This window comes from Pseudomonas sp. BW16M2, from assembly GCF_014268865.1.
Taxonomy (GTDB): Bacteria; Pseudomonadota; Gammaproteobacteria; order Pseudomonadales; family Pseudomonadaceae; genus Aquipseudomonas; species Aquipseudomonas peradeniyensis.
This window is the reverse complement of sequence record NZ_JABWRI010000003.1, coordinates 88,140-100,826: the sequence shown is the minus strand read 5'-3', so window position 1 is coordinate 100,826 and position 12,687 is coordinate 88,140. Positions and strand designations below refer to the sequence as shown.

Annotated in this window: 12 protein-coding genes; 6 read left to right on the top strand and 6 right to left on the bottom strand. The window is 64.7% G+C overall.

The window, feature by feature from the left end:
- Positions 1-123: 123 nt before the first annotated feature.
- The 3 genes from dgcA to HU735_RS04690 form a co-directional block, all read right to left on the bottom strand.
- Complete coding sequence (gene dgcA, locus HU735_RS04700; protein ID WP_186712609.1) at positions 124-2,184, bottom strand: dimethylglycine demethylation protein DgcA; 2,061 nt, start codon at positions 2,182-2,184, stop codon at positions 124-126.
- A 15-nt stretch (positions 2,185-2,199) separates the two neighbouring features.
- The gene (locus tag HU735_RS04695) at positions 2,200-2,730 is read right to left on the bottom strand and encodes a DUF5943 domain-containing protein (RefSeq protein ID WP_028688448.1); all 531 of its coding nucleotides are present in this window, start codon (positions 2,728-2,730) and stop codon (positions 2,200-2,202) included.
- A gap of 78 nt (positions 2,731-2,808) precedes the next feature.
- Positions 2,809-3,786 (bottom strand): dipeptidase, encoded by a 978-nt coding sequence (locus tag HU735_RS04690; protein ID WP_186712608.1) that lies wholly within the window; start codon positions 3,784-3,786, stop codon positions 2,809-2,811.
- Between the two features lie 275 nt (positions 3,787-4,061).
- On the opposite strand from HU735_RS04690, the gene HU735_RS04685 reads away from it, so the two are divergent.
- Positions 4,062-4,463, top strand: a complete 402-nt coding sequence (locus HU735_RS04685) for a lysozyme inhibitor LprI family protein (RefSeq protein WP_050703427.1) — start codon at positions 4,062-4,064, stop codon at positions 4,461-4,463.
- Between the two features lie 103 nt (positions 4,464-4,566).
- On the opposite strand, the gene HU735_RS04680 is transcribed toward HU735_RS04685, so the two are convergent.
- The gene (locus HU735_RS04680) at positions 4,567-5,511 is read right to left on the bottom strand and encodes a GlxA family transcriptional regulator (protein WP_186712607.1); all 945 of its coding nucleotides are present in this window, start codon (positions 5,509-5,511) and stop codon (positions 4,567-4,569) included.
- 144 nt (positions 5,512-5,655) lie between these two features.
- Here HU735_RS04680 and choX point away from each other — a divergent pair, with 144 nt between their 5' ends.
- The 5 genes from choX (at position 5,656) to HU735_RS04655 (ending at position 9,677) form a co-directional block, all read left to right on the top strand.
- Entirely contained in the window at positions 5,656-6,600 is a 945-nt protein-coding gene (gene choX / locus HU735_RS04675) for a choline ABC transporter substrate-binding protein (protein ID WP_186712606.1), read from the top strand.
- A 197-nt stretch (positions 6,601-6,797) separates the two neighbouring features.
- Entirely contained in the window at positions 6,798-7,682 is an 885-nt protein-coding gene (locus HU735_RS04670) for a 3-keto-5-aminohexanoate cleavage protein (RefSeq protein WP_186712605.1), read from the top strand.
- 20 nt (positions 7,683-7,702) lie between these two features.
- The gene (locus HU735_RS04665) at positions 7,703-8,668 is read left to right on the top strand and encodes an L-carnitine dehydrogenase (protein ID WP_186712604.1); all 966 of its coding nucleotides are present in this window, start codon (positions 7,703-7,705) and stop codon (positions 8,666-8,668) included.
- A 10-nt stretch (positions 8,669-8,678) separates the two neighbouring features.
- Entirely contained in the window at positions 8,679-9,197 is a 519-nt protein-coding gene (locus HU735_RS04660; RefSeq protein ID WP_186712603.1) for a thioesterase family protein, read from the top strand.
- 222 nt (positions 9,198-9,419) lie between these two features.
- Complete coding sequence (locus tag HU735_RS04655; protein WP_028688456.1) at positions 9,420-9,677, top strand: hypothetical protein; 258 nt, start codon at positions 9,420-9,422, stop codon at positions 9,675-9,677.
- Positions 9,678-9,780: 103 nt separating this feature from the next.
- Here the strand turns inward: HU735_RS04655 and HU735_RS04650 are convergent, their stop codons facing one another.
- Positions 9,781-10,887 carry a GlxA family transcriptional regulator gene (locus HU735_RS04650; RefSeq protein ID WP_050703415.1) on the bottom strand — a complete coding sequence of 369 codons (1,107 nt, stop codon included), beginning with the start codon at positions 10,885-10,887 and terminating at the stop codon, positions 9,781-9,783.
- Positions 10,888-11,276: 389 nt separating this feature from the next.
- Positions 11,277-12,653, bottom strand: coding sequence for an L-serine ammonia-lyase (locus tag HU735_RS04645; RefSeq protein WP_186712602.1), 1,377 nt, complete (start codon positions 12,651-12,653; stop codon positions 11,277-11,279).
- Positions 12,654-12,687 lie beyond the last annotated feature (34 nt).

Here is a 12,687-nt window from a genome sequence, read left to right as displayed (position 1 = left end):
GGCTGCGTAGCAGCCCCGGGGGCTCAGCGGTGATGCACAGATCCCGGGGTCGCTTCGCGACCCTTTCGCGACACAAGGCCGCTCCTACAGGGGGCCAATCCCGCCCCTAGAGAGGCGGTGCGATCAGAAGTCCTTGCACAAGCGCAAGGCGTCATAGATCGCCGCATGCACGTTGCGCTGGGCCACGCAGTCACCGATGCGGTACAGCAGGTAACCCTCGCCCGGCTGGCTGAGGATCGGCTGCGGCTTGATGGCGAACAGCGCCTCCACGTCGATCTGGCCCTTGTTGCGCGAGCCTTCCTTGAGCGCGTAGTACAGCTGCTCGTCAGGGCGCACGCCGTTCTCCACCACCACCTGATCGACCACGCGCTCTTCCTTGGCGCCGGTGTATTCGTTCTCGAGCACCGCCACCAGCTTGTCGCCCTCGCGATAGACCTTCTCCAGCATCATGTCGCCGGTCATGATCACTTCCTTGGGGTACATGCTGCGGTAGTAGGTCGGGAAGGTCGTGCCGCCCATGGCCACGCCCGGCTTGATGTCGTCGGTGACGATCTCGACCTGGCTGCCCTTGTCGGCGATGAAGTCAGCCACCGACATGCCGGTGAATTCGCAGATGGTGTCGTACACCAGCACGTTCTTGCCCGGCGCGACCTTGCCGTCGAGCACGTCCCAGCTGCTGACCACCAGCCCTTCGGCGGCGCCCCAGTGCTCGTTCTGCTCGAGGAACGAATGGCCGCCCACCGCCAGCACGATGATGTCCGGGCGCAGGTCCTGGATGGTGTCCACATCCGCGGCGGTGCCCAGGCGCAGGTCGACCTTCAGGCGGGCGAACTCCAGCTGGTACCAGCGGGTGATACCGGCGATCTGGTCGCGCTGCGGGGCCTTGGCGGCGATGGTGATCTGCCCGCCGATCTGGTCTTTCTTCTCGAACACGGTGACGTCGTGGCCACGCTCGGCGGCGACGCGGGCCGCCTCCATGCCGGCAGGCCCTGCGCCAACCACCACCACCTTGCGTTTCGGCCCGGTGGATTTCTCGATGATGTGCGGCACGCCCATGTATTCACGGGAGGTCGCGGCGTTCTGGATGCACAGCACATCCAGGCCCTGGTACTGGCGGTCGATGCAGTAGTTGGCGCCGACGCACTGCTTGATCTGGTCGACCTGGCCCATCTTGATCTTGGCGATCAGGTGCGGGTCGGCGATGTGCGCGCGGGTCATGCCGACCATGTCGACGTAGCCGCCTTCGAGGATGCGCGTGGCCTGGTTCGGGTCCTTGATGTTCTGCGCGTGCAGCACCGGGACCTTGACCACTTCCTTGATGCCGGCCGCCAGGTGCAGGAACGGCTCCGGCGGGTAGCTCATGTTGGGGATGACGTTGGCCAGGGTGTTGTGGGTGTCGCAGCCCGAGCCGACCACGCCGATGAAATCGAGCATGCCGGTGGCGTCGTAGTAGGCGGCGATCTGCTTCATGTCCTCGTGGCTCAGACCATCGGGGTGGAACTCGTCGCCGCAGATGCGCATGCCCACGCAGAAGTCGTCGCCGACTTCCTTGCGCACGGCCTTGAGCACTTCCAGGCCAAACTTCATGCGGCCTTCGAAGGTGCCGCCCCACTCGTCGGTACGCTTGTTGACCCGTGGGCTCCAGAACTGGTCGATCATGTGCTGGTGCACGGCCGACAGCTCGACGCCGTCCAGGCCGCCCTCCTTGGCACGACGCGCCGCTTGCGCGTAGTTGCCGATCACCCGCCAGATCTCTTCCACCTCGATGGTCTTGCAGGTGGCGCGGTGCACCGGTTCGCGGATGCCCGACGGCGACATCAGGGTCGGCCAGTTGAAACCGTCCCAGCGCGAGCGACGGCCCATGTGGGTAATCTGGATCATGATCTTGGCGCCATGCTTGTGCATGGCGTCGGCGAGGTTCTGGAAGTGCGGGATGATGCGGTCGGTGGACAGGTTGACCGACGACCACCACTCCTGCGGGCTGTCGATGGCCACCACCGACGAGCCGCCGCAGATGGCCAGGCCGATGCCGCCCTTGGCCTTCTCTTCGTAGTACTTCACGTAGCGGTCGGTGGTCATGCCGCCGTCGGTGGCATAGACCTCGGCGTGCGCGGTACTCAGCACGCGGTTGCGGACGGTCAGCTTGCCGATCTGGATCGGCTGGAACATTGCTTCGAAGGCCATGACGCTATCTCCGGCTTACAACGGCTTTGTAACGAACAGACCATCTTCGTGGCCTTCTTCCGACCCGCCGTAGACCTGTTCGGCCACGGTGCGGATCGAGCTGCCGCGGGCAGCGAGAATCTGGTCCATGGCCCCGGCGAACCAGCCGGTGAACATGTAGTCGACCTTGCGGCCGCACTTGCCATAGACGTACACGAATGCGGAGTGCTTGAGCTTGACGCTGCAGGTGCCTTTGTCCAGGTCGATGTCCTGGATCTGGAACAGGCCCCACCCCCGCTGGGACAGGCGCTTCATGTAGTGCTCGAACACCGCCACGCCTTCCAGTCCATGGCATTCGGCCTCTTTCTCGCACCAGTGCCAGGCGGACTTGTAGCCGGCCTTGTAGAGGATCTCGGCGTACTTGTCGGCGCCCAGCACTTCCTCGATGCCCATGTGGTTGTTGACGAAGAAATGCCGTGGCACGTAGAGCATCGGCAGGGCGTCGCTGGTCCAGACACCGGTCTCGCTGTCGACTTCGATTGGCAATTGCGGGGCGATCTTGGCCATGGAAACTCAACTCCATAAAATTTTTTGTTTGGATGCCCCGGCGTTGCTGGCAGGGGCTTTCAGGCTTGGAGAGCGGCTTTATTCGCCCCACACATCCTTGAGGACGTTCACCCAGTTTTCACCCATGATCTTGCGCACCACCCGTTCGGAATGGCCGCGCTTGAGCAGGGTTTCGGTGAGGTTGGGGAACTCGCCGACGGTGCGGATACCCAGCGGGTTGATGATCTTGCCGAAGTTGGTCAGGCGCCGGGCGTAGCCCTTGTCGTGGGTCAGGTACTCGAAGAAGTCCTGGCCGTGGCCCTGGGTGAAGTCGGTACCGATACCGATGGCATCCTCGCCGACGATGTTCATGGTGTACTCGATGGCCTCGGCATAGTCGTCGATGGTCGAGTCGATGCCCTTGGCCAGGAACGGCGCGAACATGGTCACGCCGACGAAGCCGCCGTGGTCGGCGATGAACTTCAGCTCTGCGTCGGACTTGTTGCGCGGGTGTTCTTTCAGGCCCGAGGGCAGGCAGTGGGAATAGCAGACCGGCTTCTTCGACTCGAGGATGACTTCCTCGGAAGTCTTGGAGCCGACGTGGGACAGGTCGCACATGATGCCGACGCGGTTCATCTCGGCGACGATCTCGCGGCCGAAGCCCGACAGGCCGCCATCACGCTCGTAGCAACCGGTACCCACCAGGTTCTGGGTGTTGTAGCACATCTGCACGATGCCAACGCCGAGCTGCTTGAACACGTCGACATAGGCGATCTGGTCTTCGAACGCATGAGCGTTCTGGAAGCCGAAGAGGATGCCGGTCTTGCCCAGCTCCTTGGCCTTGCGGATGTCGGCGGTGGTGCGCACCGGCATCACCAGGTCGCTGTTCTCGCGGATCAGCTTCTGGCTGGCAGCGATATTGTCGACGGTGGCCTTGAAGCCCTCCCACACCGAGACCGTGCAGTTGGCCGCGGTCAGCCCGCCCTTGCGCATATCCTCGAACAGCTCGCGGTTCCATTTGGCAATGATCAGGCCGTCGATGACGATGCTGTCGGCGTGAAGTTCGGCTGGGCTCATCAGGCTGTCCCCTTTTATTGAAGTCTGCATGCGCCGAACCTTGTGCCGGCGCTTTGGGGCCAGCATATGCCTGCCGCCCGAGGCGCCCCGATGCAAAAACGACAGGGGGTTTGCCGAAAGCGTCAATGGCCGACCTGGCACGCTCTGGCACGGCCCTCGGCAATGAGAGCGAGTCTCGATAACGGCGTTTGATGAACATTTCGTCAGGGAGCTATCGCCCGAACCTGCGCTGAGCGAGAATCCAGCGATTGGTCAGCCTGTTCAGGAGAAATCGGATGAAATCAATGGCATGGCTGGTCCTGCTGGCCGTCGCGGGCACCGCGCACGCCGCCGAGGAAGAAAGCACGCCCTGCGACAACGTCGAGACCGACCAGCAGGGGTACGCCTGCGCGGCCTACAACAAGCAGACCGCCGAGCGCGAGCTGAAGGCGGCCTATGACGACCTGATGCAACGTATCCGCGACCAGTACGCCGATGAAAGCGACAAGGCCGCGGCGCTGAGCGGCAAGATGGAGGCCGCCGAAAAGCTGTGGGCGCAGTTGCGCGACGCCGACTGCAAGGTCGAGACCTGGGCCGAGAAGCCGGGGAGCAAGGCCTTCGAGGCGGCGTGGAACACCTGCGTGGCGCAGCGTAGCGACGAGCGGTCGGAGTATCTGCAGTCGATCGGGCAGCAGTGACCGGCTGGACCGGCCCTATCGCGGGGCAAGCCCGCTCCCACGCCATGAAGTGCTGGATACCCGTCCATAACGTGGGAGCGGGCTTGCCCCGCGAATGCTCACTTCATGACACCACCAATCGCCTGTCTTCCCTCGGACACCGCTCGAACCGCGCCCGATAGCAGCGGGTGAAATACGACGCCGACTCGAACCCGCACGCCACCGCCACCTCCAGCACGCTCATGTCGGTCTGGCGCAGCAGCTGCCGGGCCTTGTCCAGCCGCAGGCGCAGGTAGAAACCGCTGGGCGTGTCGTCCAGGTACAGGCGAAACAGTCGCTCCAACTGGCGCCGGGTCACCTGCACGCCATCGGCCAGCACCTGGGTGTTGAGCGGCAGCTCGGTATTGCGCTCCATCTCGCCGATCACCTTCACCAGCTTCTTGTTGCGCAGCCCATAGCGCGTGGCGATTTCCATGCGCTGGTGGTCCTGGCGCGGGCGTATTCGCCCGAGCACGAACTGCTCGGAAACCTGCACCGCCAGCTCGCTGCCGTGGGCCTGGGCGATCAGGTCGAGCATCAGGTCGATGGAGGCCGTGCCACCGGCGCAGGTGATGCGCCGGCGGTCGATCTCGAACAGCTCCTGGGTCGCCTGCAGGCGTGGGTAGCGCTCCTTGAACGCCTCCAGCGCCTCCCAGTGCAGGGTCGCCCGGTGACCGTCGAGCAGCCCGGCCTCGGCGAGTACCATCGCGCCCGTGTCGATGCCCCCGAGCACCACGCCTTCATGGTCGAGACGACGCAGCGCCTGCTGCAGCGCCGCGCCATAGCACGCCAGTGGCTCGAAGCCGGCCACCAGCAGCAACAGCCGCCCATGCCCGCCCTCCCCCAGCGCGCCATCGGCATTCACCGACATGCCGTTGCTGGCCTCTACCGCACCACCGTCCAGGCTCAGCACGCGCCAGCGGTACAACGGGCCACGGAAGCGATTGGCCACGCGCAGCGGCTCGATGGCACTGATGAAACCCATGGCGGAAAAGCCGGGTAGCAACAGGAAGTCTATGGTTTCCGGCATCGCATGCTCCGCGCAAAGGTGGTCGCCTCCGTGCAAGTGTTGGTCGCCAGGGTGCGATTTTCCACCCTGCTGGCAGCGTAGCGTGTTCTCACGGCCCGCAGAGGCCGGACCCATAACAATATGCACTGCCGATGGAGAGCCACCATGCAACGCTTTATCCGCCGCAGCCTGTTGTCCCTCGCGCTCAGCACCACCGTAGCCGCTCCCCTGTTCGCCGCCGAACCCGCCGTCTGCAAGGACGTGCGCCTGGGCGTGGTCAACTGGACCGACGTGATCGCCACCAGCGCCATGGCCCAGGTGCTGCTCGAAGGCCTGGGCTACCAGACCAAGCAGACCAGCGCCTCGCAGCAGATCATCTTCGCCGGCATCCGCGACAAGCGCCTGGACATGTTCCTCGGGTACTGGAACCCGATCATGACCCAGACCATCACCCCGTTCATCCAGGCCAAGCAGGTCAAGGTGCTCGACAAGCCCAGCCTGGAAGACGCCCGCGCCACCCTGGCCGTGCCGAAGTACCTGGCCGACCAGGGCCTGAAGACGTTCGCCGACATCCACAAGTTCCAGAAGGAGCTGGGCGGCAAGATCTATGGCATCGAGCCAGGCTCCGGCGCCAATACCCAGATCAAGGCGATGATCACCAAGAACCAGTTCGACCTGGGCAAGTTCCAGCTGGTCGAGTCGAGCGAGGCCGGCATGCTTGCCGCGGTAGATCGCGCGGTACGGCGCAAGGAGGCGGTGGTGTTCTTCGGCTGGGCGCCGCACCCGATGAACGTGAACATCGACATGGTCTACCTCGGCGACAGCCAGGATGCCCTGGGCCCGGATGAAGGCCGCGCCACGGTGTGGACGGTGACCGCGCCGGACTACGCCGAACGCTGCCCGAACGCCCACCGCCTGCTGGCCAACCTCAGCTTCAGCGCCGAGGACGAGAGCCGGATGATGCAGCCGCTGCTCGATCACAAGGACGCGCTGGAATCCGCCCGCCAGTGGCTGAAAGACCATCCCGAGGACAAGGCTCGCTGGCTCGAGGGGGTAACGACCTTCGATGGCAAGCCCGCCGCGGACAACCTCAAGCTCACTGCCAACTGACAGAACCTCATCGCCTACTCGTCCACTGACAGGTCTACCCGGTCGGTGTAGGAGCGGCCTTGTGTCGCGAAAGGGGTGCGAAGCAACCCCAGGATTCATGCATCAGGCAGATGTTGATGGGGCCGCTTTGCGGCCCTATCGCGACACAAGGCCGCTCCTACAGAGATCCGGCCCATAGTCATAAAAAGGAATCCACCATGAACCACGACGTCATCATCACCTGCGCCCTCACCGGCGCCGGCGACACGGTCGCCAAGAGCCACCTGGTCCCGGTCACCCCGAAACAGATCGCCGAATCCGCCATCGAAGCCGCCAAGGCCGGCGCCACCGTGGTCCACTGCCACGTTCGTGATCCGCAAACCGGCCGCTTCAGCCGCGACGTCAACCTCTACCGCGAAGTGATGGAGCGCATCCGCGAGGCCGACGTCGACATCATCGTCAACCTCACCGCCGGCATGGGCGGCGACCTGGAGATCGGCCCGGGCGAGTCGCCCATGGAGTTCGGCCCAGGCACTGACCTGATTGGTCCGCTGGAGCGTCTGGCCCACGTCGAGGCACTGCTGCCGGAAATCTGCACCCTCGACTGCGGCACCCTCAATTTCGGCGACGGCAATGCCATCTACGTCTCCACCCCGGCCCAGCTGCGCGCGGGCGCCAAACGCATCACCGAGCTGGGGGTGAAGGCCGAGCTGGAGATCTTCGACACCGGTCACCTGTGGTTCGCCAAGCAGATGATCAAGGAAGGCCTGCTGGACGACCCGCTGTTCCAGCTGTGCCTGGGCATCCCCTGGGGCGCGCCGGCCGACACCACCACCATGAAGGCGATGGTCGACAACCTGCCGGCCAACGTCACCTGGGCCGGTTTCGGTATCGGCCGCATGCAGATGCCCATGGCCGCCCAGGCCGTGCTGCTCGGCGGCAACGTGCGGGTGGGGCTGGAAGACAACCTGTACCTGGACCGTGGCGTGCTGGCCAGCAACGGCCAGTTGGTGGAACGGGCGGCGGAAATCATCACCCGCATGGGTGCCCGCGTACTTACTCCGGCAGAAGGCCGGGAAAAGATGAACCTCAAGCGTCGCTGATATCCCTACAGGAGCCCAATATGCCTTTCATCACCGACATCAAGACCTTCGCCGCCCTGGGTAGCGGCGTGATCGGCAGCGGCTGGGTCGCCCGTGCCCTGGCCCATGGCCTGGACGTGGTTGCCTGGGACCCCGCACCCGGCGCCGAGACCGCGCTGCGCAAGCGCATCGCCAACGCCTGGCCAGCCCTGCAGAAGCAGGGCCTGGCGCCCGGCGCCTCGCAGGATCGCCTGACCTTCGTCGCCACCATCGAGGAGTGCGTGCGCGACGCCGATTTCATCCAGGAGAGCGCGCCCGAACGCCTGGACCTCAAGCTCGACCTGCACGCGAAGATCAGCGCCGCCGCCAAGCCCAACGCGATCATCGGCTCCAGCACCTCGGGCCTGCTGCCCAGCGAGTTCTACGAGTCGGCCATCCACCCCGAGCGCTGCGTGGTCGGCCACCCGTTCAACCCGGTGTACCTGCTGCCACTGGTGGAGATCGTCGGTGGCCGCAACACCAGCCCCGACGCCATCGAAGCGGCGAAAACCATTTACACCGCGCTGGGCATGCGCCCGCTGCACGTGCGCAAGGAAGTCCCCGGTTTTATCGCCGACCGCCTGCTCGAAGCGCTGTGGCGCGAGGCCTTGCACCTGGTCAACGACGGTGTCGCCAGCACCGGCGAGATCGACGACGCGATCCGCTTCGGCGCCGGCCTGCGCTGGTCGTTCATGGGCACCTTCCTCACCTACACCCTGGCCGGTGGCGACGCCGGCATGCGCCACTTCATGGCCCAGTTCGGCCCCGCGCTGAAGCTGCCCTGGACTTACCTTCCGGCCCCGGAGCTGACCGACAAGCTGATCGACGATGTGGTGGAAGGTACCTCGGAGCAGTTGGGCGAACGCAGCATCGCCGCGCTGGAGCGCTATCGTGATGACACCCTGCTGGCAGTACTGGAAGCAGTACGCAACAGCAAAGCCAGCCACGGCATGGCCTTCGGCGACTGAGGAGAAAACGATGCCCGCCTTGATCACCTACCGTACCCAGGTGCTGCCGGAATGGGTCGACTACAACGGCCACCTGCGCGATGCCTACTACCTGCTGATCTTCAGCTACGCCACCGATGCGCTGATGGAACGTATCGGCCTGGACGCCGATGCCCGTGGGCAGAGCGGGCATTCGCTGTTCACCCTGGAGGCACACATCAACTACCTGCACGAGGTGAAGCTCGATACTGAGGTGTGGGTGCAGACGCAGGTCATCGGCTTCGACAGGAAGCGCCTGCACCTGTACCACAGCCTGCATCGGGAAGGGTTTGACGAGGCGTTGGCGGCCAGTGAACAGATGTTGCTGCATGTGGACCTGGCGGGGCCGAGGTCGGCGCCGTTCAGTGAGCGGTGCAGAGAACAGTTGCAAGCGCTGGCCAATCAGCAGCAGGACCAACCACCTCCTGGACTTATCGGCCGCACCATACAATTACCGGCCCGCTCCCACGAGATGTTCGCCCACATAAAAAACAACCCCGGAAAGCCGTGAGCATCCGGGGCCAAGAGCGAGCAACATCCACTATGCATGCAGTGAGGGTGACCAAACCCTCGGTGCCGTGAATGACTTCAGTGTGCGGCCTTCCTTCCCCGACGATTTAGCCGTAAACGACCTGTTCTTAGCCAAAGCGGCCATCGCGACAATCCGCCCTTGCCGCCCTGGCGCGTCGGACACAGAATCGATGGCAAACAACAGCGGCGAAGGACATTAGTCATGATGCATGCGGACTTGATCGACCAGGACGACCTGCTGGGCCAGCTGCGCTCGCGGGGTTTCGACATTCCGGCCGGCGCCAGCGCCGAGCAGGCCTGCGAGGTGGTGATACGCGGGCTGACCGAGCCCAATGCGCGGGCCCTGAAGGGCATGGTCGAGCAGATGTACACCGGCAGCGCGACCATCCTCCCGGCCGTGCGCCAGGCCATCGACAAGCAGTTGCTGCCGGCGTTGGCGCAGTTCAACAAACGCGCCTGAAGCCAGCAACAAACGTGGGAGCGGGCTTGCCCCGCGATGGCGTCCACAAGGGCAACGCCATCGCCTGGTCAGACGCTATCGCGGGGCAAGCCCGCTCCCACGTTTACAAGCGCACACTGGCAAAGGTCGACTCGTTGCGCGCCTGGCTCAGCGCCGCCATCGGCCCGCTGTGCGGCGACAGGGCCATGGCCTGCGGGATCGGCATCATCGCCACCTGCTGGGTGGTGTTCGAACCCACGCGCTCGTCACGCGGCGGAATGCCGAAGTACTCGCGGTAGCACTTGGAGAAGTGCGGCGTGGACACAAACCCGCACACCGACGCCACCTCGATGATCGACATGGGCGTCTGCTTGAGCAGTTGCCGCGCCCGGATCAAGCGCAGCTTGAGGTAGTAGCGCGACGGCGAGCAGTGCAGGTACTTCTGGAACAATCGCTCGAGCTGACGCCGCGATACCGCCACGTACACCGCCAGTTCGTCCAGGTCGATCGGCTCCTCGAGGTTGGCTTCCATCAGCGCGACGATCTCCTGCAGCTTCGGCTGGTTGGTGCCGAGCATGTGCTTGAGCGGTACGCGCTGGTGGTCCTGCTCGTTGCGGATGCGCTCGTAGACGAACATCTCGGAGATCGCCGCCGACAGCTCGCGGCCATGATCGCGGCTGATCAGGTGCAGCATCATGTCCAGCGGTGCGGTGCCGCCGGAGCTGGTGAAGCGGTTGCGGTCGAGGGTGAACAGGCGGGTGCTCATGTTGACCCGCGGGTAGGCTTCCTGCATCGCCGCCAGGCATTCCCAGTGCACGCTGCAGTCGAAACCGTCGAGCAATCCGGCGCAGGCCAGCGCCCAGCTGCCGGTGCACACCGCGCCCAGGCGGCGCGACTGGCGGGCTTGGGCCTGCAACCAGGTGACGTGCTCGCGGGTAACGGTGCGCTGGATGCCCACGCCGCCGCAGACGATCACCGTGTCCATGGGCGGTGCATTGTGCATTGCCGCGTCCGGGGTGATCTGCAGGCCATCACTGGCCCATACCTGGCCACCGTCGACGGTCAGCGTGTGCCAGCGGTACAGCTCGCGACCGGACAGCTGGTTGGCCATGCGCAGGGGTTCGACGGCCGAGGCCAGGGAAATGAGGGTGAAGTTGTCCAGCAGGAGAAAGCCGATGGACTGGGGTGCTGTGCGGTTCTGGGTTGGGTTCCCGGAGGTGTACGACGTCATCGCGATTTCTCCTCACACAATGCAGGGTGTGCCTCAGGCGAGCACTGTTCTTGTAATGGCCCCGTTTCGTATGCAGGGGCTTTGCCAATCTCAACGCAAATGGCATGCCTGAAATTGAACGCTCATCCAATAAAACCCAAAAACGACGTCGGCATGCGCCTTCCAGCGGGCCGGGTGATAAGCGTCAGGTCAAACGCAAACGGGCGCGCCAGCGCCCCTGCGCGTCACCGCTGAGCAATTCGGTAGCACTTGTGGGAAGGTTGCCCAGATGCGACAGACTTGAGTGTCACCGACAACGACCCTGCTGGTAACGACAGGCGACGGCCGGTAGATGACAACCGATGCGCCAGAATGTGGCGCATCGGTCAGGCGTGGGCCAGAACGGCGCATCAGCACTCGATGACGCTGACCGCCAGGCCGCCGCGCGAGGTTTCCTTGTACTTGTCGTGCATGTCGGCGCCGGTGTCGCGCATGGTGCGGATCACCTGGTCGAGGGAGATGAAGTGCTCGCCGTCGCCGCGCAGGGCCATCTGCACGGCGTTGATCGCCTTCACCGCGGCGATGGCGTTGCGCTCGATGCACGGCACCTGGACCAGACCGCCGACCGGGTCGCAGGTCAAGCCGAGGTTGTGCTCCAGGGCGATCTCGGCGGCGTTCTCCAGTTGTGCCGGAGTGGCGCCGAGGACTTCGGCCAGCCCTGCGGCAGCCATGGCGCAGGCCGAACCGACCTCGCCCTGGCAACCGACCTCGGCGCCGGAGATCGAGGCGTTCTTCTTGCACAGGATGCCCACCGCCGCCGCGCCGAGGAAGAAGTCCACCACGTTGGATTCGTCCACCACATCGGAGAAACGCATGTAGTAGTGCAATACCGCCGGAATGATCCCGGCCGCGCCGTTGGTGGGCGCGGTGACCATGCGCCCGCCGGCGGCGTTCTCCTCATTGACCGCCAGGGCGTAGAGGTTGACCCACTCCATGGCGCTCATGGTCGAACCGATCACATTGGGCTTGCCCAGCTCCTGCAGGCTGCGGTGCAGCTTGGCGGCGCGGCGGCGCACATTGAGCCCGCCGGGCAGAATCCCTTCGTGCTTGAGGCCGTTGTCCACGCACTCCTGCATGGCCTGCCAGAGCTTGAGCAGGCCGGCGCGGATCTCGGCCTCGCTGCGCCAGACCTTTTCGTTGGCCAGCATCAATTGCGACACGCTCAGGTCGTTTTGCCTGCACAGGCGCAGCAGTTCTGCAGCGCTGTTGAAGTCATAAGGCAGCACGGTCTGGTCGGCGTCCAGCACGCCACTGGCGGCCTGGGCGGCATCGACCACGAAGCCGCCGCCCACCGAGTAATAGGTGTCGCGATGCAGCTCGCCGCCCTCGCCTTCGGCGATCAGGGTCATGGCGTTGGGGTGGTACGGCAGGTTCTCGTCCAGCAGCAGCATGTCGCGGCCCCAGACAAACTCGATGGGTAAGCGGTTGTCGAGCTTGAGCACGTTGGTTTCGCGCAAGTCGGCGATGCGCGGGGTGATCTGGCTGGGGTCGATGGCGTCGGGCCATTCGCCCATCAGACCCATGATCGTGGCGTTGTCGGTACCGTGGCCAACGCCGGTGGCCGACAGCGAGCCATACAGCCGCACCTCGATGCGCCATACCTGCTCCAGCTCGCCGCGTTCGCGCAGCCCCTGGACGAACAGCGCGCCAGCGCGCATGGGGCCGACGGTGTGTGAGCTGGAAGGCCCGACACCGATCTTGAACAGGTCGAACACGCTGATGGCCATTGTCGCATCACCTCTTGATGGGCTTGTCTCGCAG